The following is a 15,714-nucleotide window of genomic DNA, read 5'->3' on the forward strand; positions in this document are numbered from 1 at the left end:
CCGACCCCCCGACCTGCACCAGCTCCCCACCCCCACCTGGGAGATCTCATGGGTTTTCTCGACTGGCTAGTGATCTGCGGCTACTTCGTGGTGATGATCGCGATCGGCGTCTGGGCGAAGTCCCGCATCCGCGACGCCAAGGACTTCTTCACCGCGGGCGGCAAGATGCCCTGGTGGCTGTCCGGGATCTCCCACCACATGTCGGGCTACAGCTCGGCGGTCTTCGTCGGCTACGCCGCCATCGCCTACACCGCCGGTTTCACCCTGTACGTCTGGTGGGCGATCGGGATCACGTTCGCGATGCTGGTCGGGTCGGTCCTGTTCGCGCCGCGCTGGCCGCGGCTGCGGCAGCGGCTCGGGATCATCTCGCCGCTGGAGTACCTCGCGACCCGCTACAACGTGCCGGCGCAGCAGGTGCTCGCCTGGAGCGGCACCGCGCTCAAGGTCTTCGACGTGGGCGCCAAGTGGGCCGCGACCGCGCTGCTGCTGCAGGTGTTCGCGGGCGTGCCGATCGCCTGGGGTGTGCTGCTCACCGGAGGGGTCACGCTGATCTACTCCACGATCGGCGGGTTGTGGGCCGACGCGCTCACCGACCTCGGCCAGTTCGTCATCCAGCTCGTCGCGGGCATCACGATGTTCGTCGCGGTGCTGTCTCAGCTCGGTGGCGTGTCCGCGATCTGGACGCTGTGGGAACGGCTGCCCGAAGGGCACGGCCAGCCGTTCAACGGCAACTACACCGTGGGCTTCGTCCTGGTCTACCTGCTGATCAACACGCTGTCCTACAACGGCGGCACCTGGAACCTCGCCCAGCGGTTCATCGCGGCGCCGACCGGCGACTCGGCCCGGCGCGCCGCGCTGTTCTCCGCGGGCCTCTACCTCTTCTGGCCGCTCGTGCTGTTCTTCCCGATGTGGGCCGCGCCGGTCCTGCTGCCGAACCTGGCCGAGCCCGACCAGTCGTACGCGCTGCTGACCGAGCAGCTGCTGCCCGGTGGGCTCATCGGCCTCGTGCTCGCCGGGATGTTCGCCCACACGATGGCGATGACGTCCTCCGACGCCAACGCGATCTCCTCGGTGGTGATCAGGGACATCATCCCCGCGGTCTGGAAGCGGGCGCAGCGGATGTCGTCCGCGTCGGAGCTGCTGGCCGGCCGGGTCTCGACGTTCCTGTTCATCGCGCTGTCGATGGGCATCGCGCTCAGCGCGGACAACTTCGGCGGCGTGCTCGGCCTGCTGATCCTCTGGTTCGGCGCGCTGGTCGGCCCGATCGCCATCCCGATGCTGCTCGGCATGCTGCCGATGTTCCGCCGCTGCGGCCCGGCCGCCGCGATCGGGTCCTGGGCGACAGGGCTCGTGGTCTTCGCCCTGGTCAAGTACGTCTTCCCCGGCCAGGGCCAGACCGTGGAGGTGGCCGCCCCGGTGCTGTCCGCGCTGGCGGTGTTCGTGATCGTCGGGCTGGTCGCGCCGGCCCGCGACGCCGAGGCGGACGCGCTCGTCGATTCACTGAACACCGACCAGCCCCAGACCGCACCGGCGGCCGGCGGCCACTGATCGGGGGGTGCGGCCGGTGCCGGTCACGGCGAGGTTTCCACCAGCACGCGTACGTCCCACGGGCCGAGCCGCAGCTCCGCACCGGCCGTGTGTTCGGTGCCGTTCAGCACGTCGTACACGGCGACCGGGGCCGCGATCGTCACCGGCTCCCACGACCAGTGGTGCACGAAGCGCACTCGCCGCCCGTCTCGCGCCGTCGCGCCCGTCACGGTGACGCCGGCCGGCAGCGCGCCCCAGGGCCGGACGCCGGGAATCAGCCACCGGAACAGGGCCGCGCCCAGCGCCGGGTTCGGGACGGTGCCGACGTAGGTGATCCGCCCTTCTCCGTGCGTGTGCGTGGTGACGGCGCCGAACCGGCCGAAGTGCGGGTGGTCGTAGCCGGCCAGCACGTCAGCGCCGTCGGCCTGCAGACCGTCCGCCCAGCGGGTGCCCGCCGCGCCCTCGGGCAGGTGCAGGGGCGATCCGTCGCCCGCGCGCACGGGCAGGTCGCCCGAGAGGTTGCTGAACTCCTCGTACCAGGCTCCTGCCGCCTGGGCGAGGCGGGCGGGCTGCACGTCGCGGCGGGCCCGGGCCTCGTGGTCGGCGTAACAGGAACGCACGCCCAGCACCAGGTGGCCGCCTGCCCTCGCGTACGCCTGCAACCATTCCAGGGTGACGTCGTCGGCCACGTACAGCCCGGCGGCGACCAGCACCGGATGCAGGGCCGCGGCTTCGGCCGGGTCGCGAGCCACGGCCTGTCCGGTGTGCAGCACGCGCGTCTGGAGCCGGGCCTCGAACGCGCCCCGGTAGAAGGCGTCGAAGATCGCCTCGTAGGAGCGCCTGTCCGGTCCGCCGTCCGGGAGCGCGAGCGCCGGCTGCGCGGTCAGGGCCCACTTGCTGGGATGGGAGTAGAGCATCGCGACGTCGGAGTCCGGGATCAGGCCGCCGACCAGGTCGCCCGCCTTCTCCAGTTCGGCGCCGACACGGGCGATCTCCCGGTACGTACGGCCGGGACGCCCGCTGTGCGGGAGCACACCGCCCCAGTACGTCTCGGTGCCGAAGACCAGCGTCCGCCACTGCCAGTACTCGATCATGGACGCGCCCCGCGACACCAGCGCCCACGCGGCCTGCCGCCACTGCCCGTCGTAGGCGGGATGGTTGACCCACGACGGCCCGATGGCCTGGGCGTTGGTCTCGGTGACCAGGAACGGCTCCTGGCGGGAGGAGTACATCCGATCGGCCACGCGGTAGAACGCCCACGTGTCCTGCGTCTTCCAGTGCTGGCCGGCGCTCTGCGCGGCGGGCAGGCCGAGCCCGTCCTGCATCGTGTAGTACGGGTTGCCCGCGGTGACGTCGAGGCGGCGGGTCAGGTCGTCGTCGGCCACGGCGGGCCGGTCGTAGGAGATGCAGGTGGTGACGAAGTGGTCCGGACGGGCGTACTCACGGACGATGCCGGCCTGCCAGGCGATGAACTCGGTGACCTGGTCGGCCTGGAAGCGCCGCCAGGCCTGCTCGTACTGAGGCTGGGCGTTGCCGTCGGGCGTCCACAGGTCCGCCCAGTCCGACAGCCGGTGCGACCAGTAGACCAGGCCCCACTCCCGGTTCAGCGTCTCGACGTCGCCGTACGTCCGGCGCAGCCAGTCGACGAAGCGCTGGAAGACGCCGTGGTTGTGGAGCAGGTGCAGCCCCGGCTCGTTGTCCACCTGGTAGCCGATCACCGCGGGGTGATCGCAGTAGCGCTCGACGACCTTGCGGATGACGCGCTCGGCGTGGAAGCGGAAGGCCGGGTGGGTGAAGTCCATCTCCTGGCGGGCGCCCCATCCGATGCGCTGCCCGGTGGCCCGCTCGCCGGCGATCTCCGGGTACAGCCGGGCGAGCCACGGCGGCACCGCGTACGTCGGCGTGCCCAGGATGACGCCGATGCCGCGCTCCTGCGCGCCGTCCAGTGTGGGCTGCAGCCAGTCCAGGTCGAACCGGCCGTTGTCCGGCTCCCAGGTGGACCAGACCGACTCGCCCACCCTGATGACCGAGAAGCGGGCCTCGGCCATCAGGTCCAGGTCGGTCTTCAGCAGCTCGGCGGGATGGTATTCGGGGTAGTAGGCGGCGCCGAAGAGGACTCGCGACACAAAGGTTCCTTTCACTGCTTGACCCCGCCGGCGGCCAGACCGCTCTGCCAGTAACGCTGCAGCAGCAGGAACGCCGCGATCAGCGGGATGATCGACAACAGCGAGCCGGTGACGACGAGGGGAATGACGTCGCCGCTGCCGCCGGCGACCGTGGCTTGCCCGGCCCAGTTGGCCAGGCCCACGGTGACCGGGTACAACGACGGGTTGTTGAGCATGATCAGCGGCAGGAAGTAGTTGTTCCAGGTGGCCACCAGCGTGAACAGCAGCACGGTGACGAAGCCGGGACCGAGCAGCCGCAGCACCACCTGGCGGAAGATGCGGAACTCGCCCGCGCCGTCGATGCGGGCGGCCTCCAGCAGGCTGTCCGGCACCGCTCCCTCGGCGTAGATCCGCATGAGGTAGAGGCCGAACGGGTTCACCAGCGAGGGCAGGATGATCGCCCACGGCGTGTTGACCAGCCCGACCTGCGCGAAGATCAGGTACGTGGGGATGGCCAGCGCCGTGCTCGGCACCATGATGGCCCCGAGCACCACGCCGAACAGCAGCTTGTTGCCGCGGAAGCCGAACTTGGCGAACCCGTAGCCGCCGAGCGCGGCGAGCAGCGCCGCGCCGCCCGCGCTCACCAGCGAGTAGAAGGCGGTGTTGAGCAACCAGCGGCCGTACACGCCGTCTTCCGCGGTGAACACGTTCCGCACGTTGCCGGGCAGAGCGAAGTCGTCGGCGAACCAGAGCCCGAAGGAGGCGAACAGGTCGCCGGTGGTCTTCGTGGACGCCACGAGCAGCCAGAACAGCGGCAGCAGGAAGTAGATGAGGAACGCCAGCATCGCGAGGGTCAGCAGCGGGCTGCGGCGCCTGCCGGGCATGGCGCTGCCGCCACTTGCGGCCCGCACGGCGGTCGCGGTCGCGGTGGTGGTCATGTCCGCCTCCGAGTGATGGCGAGCTGGACGGTGTAGGAGACGACGACGATGACGACGCCGAGGAGGAACGACACCGCCGCCGCGTAGTTGAGGTCCTGGCTGGTGAAGGCCAGCGAATAGGCGTAGAGGTTGGGCGTGTAGGCGTTGTCGATGACGTTGGGGGCCAGGCGCTGCATCAGCTGCGGCTCGTTGAACAGCTGGAAGCTGCCGATGACGGAGAAGATCAGGGCCATCATCAGGGCGGGCCGGAGCGCGGGGATCTTCACGCTCCAGGCGGTCCGCCAGGCTCCCGCACCGTCCACGGCCGCGGCCTCGTACAGCTCGGACGGGATCGCGCGCAGCGCGGCGTACAGGATGATCATGTTGTAGCCGGCGAATTCCCAGGTCACGATGTTGGCCAGGGATCCCAGCATCAGGTCACCGCCGAGCAGGTTGGGCGCGGGCAGGCCGAGGGTCCCGGCGAGCTGGGCGATCGGCCCGAACTCCGGCCCGTACAGATAGCCCCACATCAGCGCGGCCACCACACTGGGCACCGCGTACGGGACGAAGATGCCCAGCCGGATGAATCGCGACAACCACAGCATGCCGCTGTCCAGCGCGAGCGCGAACAGCAGCCCGAGCAGCAGCATGAGCGGCACCTGGATGAGGAAGAACTCGGCCACCCGCAGCACGCCGCCGAGCAACCGCTCGTCCGTCAGCGCCCGCACGTAGTTGTCCAGCCCGACGAACGTGGTGCCGCCGATGAGCTGCTCCCTGAACAGGCTCAGGTAGCCGGCGTAGAGCAACGGCACCACCAGCATGGCGACGAACACGACCATGAACGGCGCGATGAACAGGTATCCGGCCGCCGCCCGGCGGGCGCTCGCCCGCCGGGCCCGCGGGGCTGTCGTGACGCTCACTGGGCGACCTTGAAGCCCTGGCTCTCGGCGTACGAGGTGATCCGCTGCTGCCACTGGTCGAGGCCGGCCACGACATCGGTCTTGTCGGCGAGGGACTTGCCCACGGTCTCGTCCCAGTCGCTGACCGTCTGGTCCATGAACGGCGGCCAGCCGAAGTCGGTGGAGACCGTGTCGCTGATCCGCGCGAACACCTCATTGACCTGCTGCCCACCGTAGAACTCCGGCTTCTGCTCGACGAACGACTCGTCGGCCAGCAGCGCCTTGGTCGGCGGGAACAGGAACTGCTCGATCGCCATCATCCTGGTGGACTCGGGATCGGTGTTGAGGAACTCGGCGAACTTGGCCGCGGCGATCGGGTTCTTGGTCGTCTTGATGACGGCGCTGGTCGAGCCGCCCCAGTTGCCCGCGTTGTTCTCACCCGCCGTCCACTGTGGCAACGGCGCGGCCCGCCACTTGCCGCTCGTCGCCTCGGCGTTGCTCGACAGGAACACCGGCCCCCAGGCGGCGGTCAGCCAGGTGGCGTACTTGCCCTGGTTGAGCGCCTGATACCACTGGTCGGTGAAGTCGGGGTCGGTGGCGACGACGCCTTCCTGGACCAGCCCGCCCCAGTAGTTCGCGAGCTTCTTGGAGGCCGCGTCGTTAGCGTTAACACGGATCTGATCGGCAGCCGTCATCTGGAAGGGTTTACTGCCGGCCTGCCATGCGAGCCCCATCCAGGCGCCGTTCTGGTTCGAGGCGAGGTTGGTGATGTACACCTCGGGGTCGGCGGCGTGCAGCTTCCGGGCGGCTGCTGCGAACTCGTCCCACGTCTTGGGCGGCTGGATGCCGTGCTTGTCGAAGATGTCCTTGCGGTACAGCATGCCCATCGGTCCGGTGTCCTGTGGGATGCCCCACACCTCGCCGTTCCTGCCGGTGACCTGGCTCCACGTCCAGTCCACGAACTGGTCCTTCAGCGCCTCGGCGCCGTACGGCCGCAGGTCGAGCAGGCTGTCGGTGATGGTGAAGGTGGGGATGTACTGGAACTCGATCTGCACGACGTCGGGTGCTCCGCTGCCGGCCCGCAGCGCGGTGCGCAGCTTGGTGTACTGCGGCTCGCCCTGCCCGGCGTTGACCACGTTGACGTTGATCGCCGGGTACTTCTTCTCGAACAGCGCCACCTCATTCTGGATGTCGGGGACCCATGTCCAGAACGTCAGCTCGGTGGGCGTCTGCATGGCCTTGTCGATGTCGGCCTGGCTGACGGCGCCCGGCGGCTTGTCGGCCTGCTGGACATCCGCCCCGCCTCCGCCGCAGCCGGCGAGGAACAGGGTGGCCGCCGCGGCGACGGCCGGCCACCGGAGTCGAAGCATGGTCATCTCTTCTCCTTGGGGGGTGAGGTTGACCGACGCACCACCAGGTGCGTGACGGGGGTGTCGTGGACGGCCACGCGTGAGCCGCCCTCGATGCGCTCAAGGAGCAGCGCCAGTCCGTGGGCGATGATCGCCTCGAAGTCCTGACGGACGGTGGTCAGCGGCGGCGACAGGTAGGCCGCGGCGGGGACGTCGTCCATCCCGACCACGCTCACGTCCTCGGGGACGGCGCGGCCGGCTTCGGCCAGGGCGTGCAGCACGCCGATCGCCATGTCGTCGTTGGCCACGAACACCGCCGTGGCCTCCCGGTCCGCCGCCAGGACCCGCCCGGCGGCATAGCCGGACGCCGGCGACCAGTCGCCCTCCAGCGGCGGCGGCTCCGGAGCGCCCGCGGCGGCCAGCGCCTCGCGCCAGCCCCGTACGCGATCGCGCGCCGCCCACCATCTGCTCGGCCCGGCGACGTGCCGGACGGTGGCGTGTCCCAGGCGGAGCAGGTGCTCGGTGGCCTCGCGACCCGCGTCCACGCCGGACGGTCCCGGGGTGATCACCTGAGGCGCGTCGAGCCCGGCGACCGGCCCGAAGCTGAGCACCGGAACACTCGCATCGATCCGGAGCTCCTGCTCGGCGACGATCGGCTCGGAGATGACGATGCCGTCCACGCCCTGTTCCAGCAGGGTCTCCACCGCGTTGACGACGCCTGTGTCGTCGCCTTCCATGGTGTTGACCACGCTGAGCGCGTAACCGACCTCCCTCGCGTGCCGTTCCAGCGCGATGAGCATGGACGCCGGGCCGTACAGCGAGCTTCCGAGTGAGGCCACGCCGATGCGGTGAAAACGGCCCAGGTTGAGTGCGCGTGCGGCGGTGTTGCGACGGTAACCGAGCTCACGTGCGGCTGCCAGCACCCGCTGCCGGATCTCGTCACTCACGTACGGCTCGCCGTTGATCACGCGCGAGACGGTTTTCTGCGACACACCGGCCAGCCGGGCGACATCCGTACTGCCGGGAGGTCTACGCCTGGCCTCAGGCATGCGCGGCTCCTGGGATATGACTACGTAGTCACGGAGTTGCTAGTCACTCTCTGTCCGCAGGAGGCGATTGTCAAGAGCGGATTTCCGCATGATTTCGGCTCACCAGTCGGCGGGGCCGCGGCCCTGATCCCGGGTGAGACGCCCCCGGGATGGGGACCGCGCCCCCGCATGGGCGCCGGTCGGCGTGCTCAGGACGGGCGAGGTGCCCGGCGGTCCTGGCGCTGGGCCAGCTCCTCCTCCTCGACCAGGGTGAGCATCGGTTTGCCCGGCTCGCACAGCATGGTGACGGTGAAGCGGAGCCGGACGTCGTCGCGGTTGTTGCCGTCCTGATAGTGGATGACGTCGCCGCCCGGCTCCCAGAACGCCTCACCGGCGCGTACGACCCGCTCCGGCTCGCCCTCCAGCTCCAGCAGCATCTCGCCCTCCAGCACGAAGCCGAACGCCGGGCCGGAGTGCCGGTGCGGCGGCGTGCCGGGATCGCCGGGCGGGTACTCGATGACGATGGTCATGGCGTGCGCGCCCGCCGGGATGAACGGCGGCTCGGCCTCCTGCAGCACGGTCAGCGCCGTCTGCCAGGCGGTCGATCGCGGTTCGCGGTCAGTGGACATGGAGCTCCCTTTCGTGCGGGCGAGGGCGGGTCACTTTCCGGCCTGGGCGAGCCAGTCCCGGTAGTGGATGCGGCCGGTGCGCGCGTCGCCGCCCGGCACCAGGGTGCGCTCGCCCGGCACCGACCCGAAGTAGTGCGCGTTCGGGTCGGTGACCACCTCACGCTGGTCGCCCCACGCCGCCAGCGCCTGGCGGAAGAACTCGTCCATCCGGTACTGCTCGGGCCCGCCGACCTCCACCCGGCCGTTCAGCGGCGATCCCAGCGCGACCTCGGTGACCGTCTCGGCGACGTCGTCGCCCGCGATGGGCTGGAAGCGCACCGGCGCGATCCGGACCGCGCCCTCGTGGGTGGCCTCGTCGGCGATGCTCCGCGCGAACTCGAAGAACTGGGTGGCGTGCACGAGCGAGAACGGGATCGACGACTTCTCGATCAGCTCCTCCTGCGCGATCTTCGCCCGGAAGTAGCCGTTCTCCGGCATCAGGTGGGTGCCCACCACCGACAGCGCCACGTGGTGACCCACGCCGGCCGCCGCCTCCGCGGCGAGCAGGTTGCCGGTGGAGGTCCGGAAGAACGTCATCACCGCGTTCTCCTCGAACGACGGCGAGTTGGACACGTCGACCACCACCGACGCGCCCGCGAGCGCCTCGGCCAGCCCTTCGCCGGTGAGCGTGTTGACGCCGGTGTTCGGCGACGCCGCCACCGCCTCGTGGCCCTGTTCGTTCAGCTTCCTGACGACCTTCGACCCGATCAGGCCGGTTCCGCCGATGACCACGATCTTCATGGCAAACCCTTTCTGTACGCCGGGGCTCTGTGCCGACCGGTCGCCAGCTAAGACAGGGCAGCCTCCGGGCCTGTGACAGCTACCGCGAAATTCACCAAGCCCAACTGTCAAATTCGTTGATCGCCGATGACGGACAGCAGGCGCAGTTTGTCGTGGCTCTCGCTGCCCGCCGGCGCGGTGTAGACGACGAGCAACTGCGACTGGTCAGGATCGACCAACGTCTGGCAGTGCAGTTCGAGCAGCCCCAGCCGCGGGTGCCGGATGCGTTTGAGCGGGCAGTACAGGCCGGCGATCGGGTGCTCGCGCCACATCGCGGCGAACTCGTCGCTCTCGGCGCGCAGCGCCTCGACGAGCGCCGTCACTCTCGGGTCCGCGGGGTCGCGGGTGTAGAGGTCGTGCAGGTTCGCCGCGATGAGCCTGCTGTGCTCCGGATGGTCTTCCTCGGGATGGAGGGCACGCGTGCCGGGGTCGGTGAACCACCGGTAGTGCATGCTGCGGGCCAGTCCGGTGCGGACGCTCTCGTCGCCGGTCAGCGCCTTCGACAGCCGGGTCTGCTTCAGCGTCTCTCCGAGGTAGTTGACGACCTGGGCGGCGGCGTCGTCCAGGCCGTCGAAGATGCGCATCATGCCGGGATTGACGTGGTCGGCGCGCAGGGCGCGCTGCGGGATGGCGTAGCCGGCCAGCCGGAACAGATGGTCGCGTTCCTCGAGGGACAGGCGCAGGCCACTGGCGAGGGCGGCGAGCATCTGCTCGGACGGATGCGGCCCGCGTCGCTGTTCCAGCCGGTTGTAGTAGTCGACCGACATGCCGGACAGCACGGCGACCTCCTCGCGCCGCAGCCCACCCGTGCGCCGCCGCCCGCCACGGGGCAGCCCCACGTCCTCCGGTTGCAACGCCTCCCGGCGGTTGCGCAGGAACTCGGCGAGCCTGGCCCGGTCCACGATGGTCGTCCTCCTCCGTACGTTGCCAAGGAAACACCCTCTGGCCAGGAATGTTTCCCGCGGCCTCGAGTATCGAGGCGTGGGCCCGCCGTATCCATGTACTGCCGATCCCTGGATCGAGCCGGCCTCGCGACCGGCTCGATCCAGGGATCGGGAGCACATTCCCCCGGCGGCGGCGCGCTGCGACGGTTGTTCCATGAACAGAGCAACCCACTGGATCGGCGGCCGCCACGCCGCCGGGTCCAGTCACATGATCGACGTGGTCGACCCCGCGACCGGCGAGGTCATCGCCCAGGTGCCGGACGGCACCCCCGCCGACGTGGATCGGGCCGTCGCCGCGGCGCGGGCGGCCTTCCCCGGCTGGGCCGCCGTCGACCCGGCCGAACGCGGGCGCATCGTCGGGCGCGTCGCGGAAGGTCTGCGCGCCCGGACCGAGGAGATCGCCGCCACGATCACCGGCGAGATGGGCGCCCCCATCACGCTGTCACGCACCGCGCAAGCGGGCTTCCCCGTCGCGGTGGCGGCGTCCTTCGCCGAGCTCGCCACCGGCTACGCGTGGACGGAGCGGATCGCCGACTCGCTGGTCGTACGCGAGCCGATCGGCGTCGTCGGCGCCATCACGCCGTGGAACTTCCCGCTCCAGCAGGTCGTCTCGAAGCTGGCGCCCGCGCTGGTGGCAGGCGACACCGTGGTGCTCAAGCCGTCGGAGATCGCGCCGCTGACCGCGCCGATCCTGGCCGAGGTCGTGGCCGAAGCCGGGGTGCCCGCCGGCGTGTTCAACGTCGTGCACGGCACGGGCCCGGCCGTCGGCGCGGCGATCGCGGCGCATCCCGGCATCGACATGGTGTCGTTCACCGGCTCCACCCGCGCGGGGAGACAGGTCTCCGCGGCCGCGTCGGAGACCGTCAAACGGGTCACGCTGGAGCTCGGCGGCAAGTCCGCCAACGTCATCCTCGACGACGCCGACTTCCCCGAGGCGGTCTCCCATGGCGTCGCCATGACCTTCACCAACGGCGGTCAGGTCTGCGGCGCGTGGCCGCGGATGCTGGTGCCCGCGTCGCGGCAGGAGGAGGCGGTGGAGCTGGCGGTGGCCGCCGCCTCCGCGTACGTCGTCGGCGACCCGGCGGACGAGGCCACCCACATCGGACCCATGGCCTCCGAGCAGCACCGGCGGCGGGTGAACGGCTACATCGAGCGGGGGATCGCCGACGGCGCCCGGCTGGTCTTCGGCGGCCCGGGACGGCCCGCCGGGCTCGACGCGGGCGCGTACGTACGGCCGACGATCTTCGCCGACGTGGCGCCGGACGCGGTGATCGCCCAGGAGGAGATCTTCGGCCCCGTCCTGACGATCATCCCGTACACCGGCGACGACCAGGCCGTGGAGATCGCCAACGGCACGGCGTACGGACTCACCGGCGCCGTGTTCGGCGGCCACGACCGGGCGATGGCGGTCGCCCGCCGGCTGCGTACCGGGCAGGTGGACGTCAACGGCGCCGGCTGGAACGTCCTGGCGCCGTTCGGCGGATACAAGCAGTCCGGCAACGGCAGGGAGTTCGGCCGCCACGGCCTGGAGGAGTACCTCGAGGTCAAGTCCATCCAGGTCTGACCCGCCGGCCGGGCGGAAACCCGTCGCCGGCCTGCCCTTACCGCCCAAGGGGTAGGCGGCGAACGACGGCTCGGGACGGGGCCGGAGAATGGACCTGCCGGCGGTGCACGGGGCACCGGCCGGTCAGGGGGCGATGGCAGTGGCGGATGCTGGATCCGGTGGCCGGGGAGATCTCGACGAGGCCGCGGCGGTCTTCGCCGGTGTGCGGCCGCGCCTGTTCGGGATCGCGTACCGGATGCTGGGCAGCGTCGCCGAGGCCGAGGACCTCGTGCAGGAGGTCTGGCTGCGCTGGCAGGCCTACGACCGCGCGACGGTGCACGACCCGGCGGCGTTCCTCGCCACGGTGACCACACGGCTGGCCATCAACGCCGCCCAGTCCGCGCGCGTGCGCCGCGAGACCTACGTCGGCCCGTGGCTGCCCGAGCCGGTCGACACCGGCGCGGACCCGTACCTCGGCGCCGAGCGAGGGGAGGCGCTGGAGTTCGCGGTGCTGCTGCTCCTGGAGCGGCTCTCGCCCACCGAGCGGGCGGCGTACGTGCTGCGGGAGGCGTTCGACTACCCCTACCGGCAGATCGCCGACATCGTGCAGCTCAACGAGGCGGCGGTGCGCCAGCTGGTCAGCAGGGCACGCAAGCGCGTGACGGGTGAGCGCCGCACGCCCGTCAGCAAGGCGCAGCAACGCCGGCTGCTGACGGCGTTCGTCGCCGCCGCCCGCTCCGGCGACCTGACCATGCTGGAGGAGCTCTTCGCCGCGGACGTGACCAGCTACTCCGACGGCGGCGGCGTCGTGCGCGCCACCCGGTTCCCCGTGGTGGGCGCGTCGCGGGTGGCGAAGGTCATCAAGGCGTTCGCCGTCCCGTTCTGGGCCGGGGTCGAGGTGGACTGGGCGGACACGAACGGCCAGGCCTCGGCGTTGCTGCGCCGCGACGGCCAGGTGTTCGCCGTCATCACCGTCACCGCCTCGGAGCAGGGCATCGACCAGGTGCTGTGGATGATGAACCCGATCAAGATCACTGGCGTGTCCCGCTCGGAATCGTGACAACACGCTGTCACAACTCGTCAAGCTGTCCTGTCTTAGCTGGTGGATGTCCGCGGACGTCCACGTAAGGACTGTTGACGCGAAGGAAGGAACGTGTGCTGTGACGGCGTTCGACTGCGAGGCCCCTCACCTGCCCGGCGCGGGCAGGAACGCGCTGACGATCCAGGCGCCCACCGACAAGATGCGCGAGCTGAAGCACGAGCTGAAGAAGAAACGGCGCTTCGCCTCCGACGCCTCGCACGAACTGCGCACGGCGGTGGCCGGGCTGCGCGCGGAGCTGGAGGAGGCCTGCCTGCATCCCGACGAGACCGACCTCGGCGACCTGCTGGTCCGGGCGCTGCGCGACGTCGACCGGTTGGATGCGATCATCGCCGACCTGCGGGCGCTCGCCGAGATGGAATCCGGTCCGCCGATGACGCCACAGCGGGTGGACCTCGCCGAGCTGGTCCGTGACGAGGTCGCGCGCAGGAGCGACCGCATCGCCGTCCGGCTGCGGCTGGAACCGGGCGTGATCGTCCAGGCCGTCCCGATCCGGATCGGCCGCCTGCTCACCAACCTGCTGGACAACGCCCAGCGGCACGGCCGGCACCTGGTCGAGGTGCGGTTGAGTCGCGGCGCCGGCCACGCCGAGCTGACAGTCGCCGACGACGGAGATGGCATCGCGGAGTCCGAACGGGAACGGATCTTCCAGCGCTTCACCCGCCTGGAGGCCGCTCGCCGCCTCGACCGCACCGGCACCGGCCTGGGCCTCGCGATCGCCCGCGACATCGCCCGGGCCCACATCGGCAGCCTGCGCGCCGAGGAGGCGGACACGGGTGGCGCCGGCTTCGTGCTGCGGCTTCCTCTCGCGGGCCCTCGTACGCAGGAAGGAAAGACCTGATGAGACAGAACGCCGACTGCGCCGCCCTGGTCACGCCCTGCCCCCGCCCTCACGAGGAGCCGGCGGGGCAGGAGCTCAGGGAGGCGCGTAGGTACGCGGAGCTGCTGCTGGAGCGGCAGCGCCAGTTCGCCGCCGACGCCTCGCACGAGCTGCGTACGCCGCTCACCGCGATCCGCGTGCAGGTGGAGGAGGCGCGGCTGCACCCTGGCGACATCGACCTGCCCGATCTGCTCGACCACGTGACGGGCGACCTCGACCGGCTGGAGGGCATCGTCGACGACCTGCTCCTGCTGGCCACGATCGAGACCGGCCTCGACGGGAGGCTGGAGCAGGTCGATCTGACCACGCTGGTCGAGACGGCGGCGGCTCATGACGTGCGGCTCGATCTCGAACCCGCGGTGACGGTGGAGGCCGCCCCCTGCCTGATCGCCCGGCTCCTCGCCAATCTGCTCGACAACGCCCGGCGGCACGTCGCGCACACCCTGCAGGTGTCCCTGCGCCGCGCGGGCGGCCGGGCGGAGCTGGCCGTGACCGACGACGGGCAGGGCGTCCCGCCGGCCGACCGCGAGCGGATCTTCGAGCGCTTCGCCCGCCTGGACACCGCGCGCAGCCGCAACCGCGGAGGCGCCGGTCTGGGCCTGGCGATCGCCCGCGACATCGCCGCGGCCCACCACGGCACCCTGCACGTCGAGAACGCGGACGACGGTGGCGCCCGCTTCGTGCTCCGCCTTCCGCTCGTACGCTGACCAGCCCGTTTGAAGCGATATATCCAAATTTGGGGGATGTATGACCGACCAGCACACCGGCCGCCTGAAGGACCAGGTCGCGATCGTGACCGGTGCCGGGTCCGGGATCGGCCGCGCCACCGCGGTCGCCCTCGCCCGCGCCGGAGCGCACGTGCTCGGCGTCGGACGCCGCGCCGAACCTCTGGAGCAGACCGCCGCCGAGCACCCCGGCATCGTCGCGCAGGCCGCCGACATCACCGCAGAAAGCACGCCGCAGGCCGTCGTGCAGGCGGCCGTGGACCGCTGGGGCCGCGTGGACGTCCTGGTCAACAACGCCGGCGCCACCGCCGTCATGCCGCTGGCCGACACCGACGCCGAACGCGTCGCCGGCCTGCTGGCACTCAACGTCACCGCCCCGAGCATGCTCGCTCAAGCCGCGCTGCCCCACCTGCGTACCGGCCGCGGCACGATCATCAACGTCTCCAGCACCTTCGGCCACCGTCCCCTGCCCGGCGGCGCCCACTACGCCGCCACCAAGGCCGCCCTGGAACAGCTGACCCGGAGCTGGGCGCTGGAGCTGGCCCCCGACGGCATACGCGTCAACGCCGTGGCCCCCGGCCCGACCGAGAGCGAGGCCCTGGCCGCCGCCGGCCTGCCCGACGCGGTCGTCGAGCAGATCAAGCAGGACGAGTCCGCCCGCATCCCGCTCGGCCGCCGCGGCGCTCCCGAGGAGGTGGCGGCCTGGATCGTGCACCTCGCCGACCCCGCCGCCACCTGGATCACCGGCCAGATCCTCACCGTCGACGGGGGGCTGGAGCTCGTCTGAGCAGGGGACGCACCACCGGCGGTCGCTCATGAGCTCCCGGCCCTTGGGCGCGTTCGCCCGATGGGGCAGTAAGGAATGAGGCATGAGGGCATGAACCTCTCCCCGGAGGAGCGCCGGGCGCTGTCCGCGATCGAGACCCGACTGGCCACGGAGGAGCCAGAACTCGACGCGCTGCTTGCCGGATCGAGGAGGCGCCGGCTGAAGAGCCGCTCGACCCTCCACGTGTGGTGCATGCTGATGCTGCTGACCTGCGCGATCTTCATGCTCGGCGTCGCCCTGCTGCTGGCGACGCGGGAGAAGGACTGTCAGGACGGGCGGCTCGACTCATGCGAGAGCGCCGCGGACGTACGGGAAGCCGCAGCCCAGGCTACGGGCCCGTTCCGGCGATGAGGCGCGGGCCGGGCCAGGTGTCATGAGGACGGCCGAGGGCATGAGGGGGGCGACGGCATCTCGGGGGGTGAGG

15 protein-coding genes are annotated in these 15,714 nt (G+C 70.9%); 7 read left to right on the forward strand and 8 right to left on the reverse strand.

Annotated features, from left to right (window positions below; all coding sequences use genetic code 11):
• The first annotated feature begins 48 nt into the window (after positions 1-48).
• The gene (locus E1286_RS39135) at positions 49-1,548 is read left to right on the forward strand and encodes a sodium:solute symporter family protein (protein ID WP_132621063.1); all 1,500 of its coding nucleotides are present in this window, start codon (positions 49-51) and stop codon (positions 1,546-1,548) included.
• 23 nt (positions 1,549-1,571) lie between these two features.
• Here the strand turns inward: E1286_RS39135 and E1286_RS39140 are convergent, their stop codons facing one another.
• The 8 genes from E1286_RS39140 to E1286_RS39175 form a co-directional block, all read right to left on the reverse strand.
• Positions 1,572-3,653: a beta-galactosidase gene (locus E1286_RS39140; RefSeq protein WP_223190841.1), complete on the reverse strand. Its 2,082-nt coding sequence runs from the start codon at positions 3,651-3,653 to the stop codon at positions 1,572-1,574.
• Positions 3,654-3,664: 11 nt separating this feature from the next.
• On the reverse strand, positions 3,665-4,570 hold the full coding sequence (locus E1286_RS39145) for a carbohydrate ABC transporter permease (RefSeq protein WP_132621065.1): 906 nt from the start codon (positions 4,568-4,570) through the stop codon (positions 3,665-3,667).
• Positions 4,567-5,469 carry a carbohydrate ABC transporter permease gene (locus E1286_RS39150; protein WP_246075545.1) on the reverse strand — a complete coding sequence of 301 codons (903 nt, stop codon included), beginning with the start codon at positions 5,467-5,469 and terminating at the stop codon, positions 4,567-4,569. Before E1286_RS39150 ends, E1286_RS39145 begins: the two co-directional genes overlap by 4 nt.
• Positions 5,466-6,824 (reverse strand): ABC transporter substrate-binding protein, encoded by a 1,359-nt coding sequence (locus E1286_RS39155; RefSeq protein ID WP_223190842.1) that lies wholly within the window; start codon positions 6,822-6,824, stop codon positions 5,466-5,468. The genes E1286_RS39150 and E1286_RS39155 overlap by 4 nt, the downstream gene beginning before the upstream one ends.
• On the reverse strand, positions 6,821-7,846 hold the full coding sequence (locus E1286_RS39160) for a LacI family DNA-binding transcriptional regulator (RefSeq protein ID WP_132621067.1): 1,026 nt from the start codon (positions 7,844-7,846) through the stop codon (positions 6,821-6,823). The genes E1286_RS39155 and E1286_RS39160 overlap by 4 nt, the downstream gene beginning before the upstream one ends.
• A 188-nt stretch (positions 7,847-8,034) precedes the next feature.
• Positions 8,035-8,454, reverse strand: coding sequence for a cupin domain-containing protein (locus E1286_RS39165; protein WP_132621069.1), 420 nt, complete (start codon positions 8,452-8,454; stop codon positions 8,035-8,037).
• A gap of 30 nt (positions 8,455-8,484) precedes the next feature.
• Complete coding sequence (locus E1286_RS39170) at positions 8,485-9,234, reverse strand: SDR family oxidoreductase (protein ID WP_132621071.1); 750 nt, start codon at positions 9,232-9,234, stop codon at positions 8,485-8,487.
• A 107-nt stretch (positions 9,235-9,341) separates the two neighbouring features.
• On the reverse strand, positions 9,342-10,175 hold the full coding sequence (locus tag E1286_RS39175; protein WP_246075546.1) for a helix-turn-helix transcriptional regulator: 834 nt from the start codon (positions 10,173-10,175) through the stop codon (positions 9,342-9,344).
• A 196-nt stretch (positions 10,176-10,371) separates the two neighbouring features.
• On the opposite strand from E1286_RS39175, the gene E1286_RS39180 reads away from it, so the two are divergent.
• From E1286_RS39180 to E1286_RS39205, 6 genes are all read left to right on the forward strand, one after another.
• Complete coding sequence (locus E1286_RS39180) at positions 10,372-11,781, forward strand: aldehyde dehydrogenase family protein (RefSeq protein WP_132621073.1); 1,410 nt, start codon at positions 10,372-10,374, stop codon at positions 11,779-11,781.
• Positions 11,782-11,920: 139 nt separating this feature from the next.
• Positions 11,921-12,820, forward strand: coding sequence for an RNA polymerase sigma-70 factor (locus E1286_RS39185; RefSeq protein ID WP_223190844.1), 900 nt, complete (start codon positions 11,921-11,923; stop codon positions 12,818-12,820).
• Between the two features lie 100 nt (positions 12,821-12,920).
• A complete protein-coding gene (locus tag E1286_RS39190; protein ID WP_165970112.1) occupies positions 12,921-13,700 on the forward strand; it encodes a sensor histidine kinase in 780 nt (259 codons plus the stop codon).
• Positions 13,700-14,446, forward strand: coding sequence for a sensor histidine kinase (locus tag E1286_RS39195; RefSeq protein ID WP_132621079.1), 747 nt, complete (start codon positions 13,700-13,702; stop codon positions 14,444-14,446). The genes E1286_RS39190 and E1286_RS39195 overlap by 1 nt, the downstream gene beginning before the upstream one ends.
• A gap of 40 nt (positions 14,447-14,486) precedes the next feature.
• The gene (locus tag E1286_RS39200; RefSeq protein ID WP_132621081.1) at positions 14,487-15,251 is read left to right on the forward strand and encodes an SDR family NAD(P)-dependent oxidoreductase; all 765 of its coding nucleotides are present in this window, start codon (positions 14,487-14,489) and stop codon (positions 15,249-15,251) included.
• Between the two features lie 90 nt (positions 15,252-15,341).
• Positions 15,342-15,641, forward strand: coding sequence for a DUF3040 domain-containing protein (locus E1286_RS39205; RefSeq protein ID WP_165970113.1), 300 nt, complete (start codon positions 15,342-15,344; stop codon positions 15,639-15,641).
• Positions 15,642-15,714: the final 73 nt, after the last annotated feature.

This window comes from Nonomuraea terrae (genome assembly GCF_004348995.1).
In the GTDB taxonomy this organism is placed as follows: domain Bacteria; phylum Actinomycetota; class Actinomycetes; order Streptosporangiales; family Streptosporangiaceae; genus Nonomuraea; species Nonomuraea terrae.

What these genes read in the sequence shown, in the direction of transcription:
- E1286_RS39170 (WP_132621071.1), bottom strand. Translation starts at nt 9,234, where the DNA reads ATGAAGATCGTGGTCATCGGCGGAACCGGCCTGATCGGGTCGAAGGTC.
- E1286_RS39180 (WP_132621073.1), top strand. Translation starts at nt 10,372, where the DNA reads ATGAACAGAGCAACCCACTGGATCGGCGGCCGCCACGCCGCCGGGTCC.
- E1286_RS39200 (WP_132621081.1), top strand. Translation starts at nt 14,487, where the DNA reads ATGACCGACCAGCACACCGGCCGCCTGAAGGACCAGGTCGCGATCGTG.
- E1286_RS39145 (WP_132621065.1), bottom strand. Translation starts at nt 4,570, where the DNA reads ATGACCACCACCGCGACCGCGACCGCCGTGCGGGCCGCAAGTGGCGGC.
- E1286_RS39155 (WP_223190842.1), bottom strand. Translation starts at nt 6,824, where the DNA reads ATGACCATGCTTCGACTCCGGTGGCCGGCCGTCGCCGCGGCGGCCACC.
- E1286_RS39135 (WP_132621063.1), top strand. Translation starts at nt 49, where the DNA reads ATGGGTTTTCTCGACTGGCTAGTGATCTGCGGCTACTTCGTGGTGATG.
- E1286_RS39195 (WP_132621079.1), top strand. Translation starts at nt 13,700, where the DNA reads ATGAGACAGAACGCCGACTGCGCCGCCCTGGTCACGCCCTGCCCCCGC.
- E1286_RS39160 (WP_132621067.1), bottom strand. Translation starts at nt 7,846, where the DNA reads ATGCCTGAGGCCAGGCGTAGACCTCCCGGCAGTACGGATGTCGCCCGG.
- E1286_RS39205 (WP_165970113.1), top strand. Translation starts at nt 15,342, where the DNA reads ATGAACCTCTCCCCGGAGGAGCGCCGGGCGCTGTCCGCGATCGAGACC.
- E1286_RS39165 (WP_132621069.1), bottom strand. Translation starts at nt 8,454, where the DNA reads ATGTCCACTGACCGCGAACCGCGATCGACCGCCTGGCAGACGGCGCTG.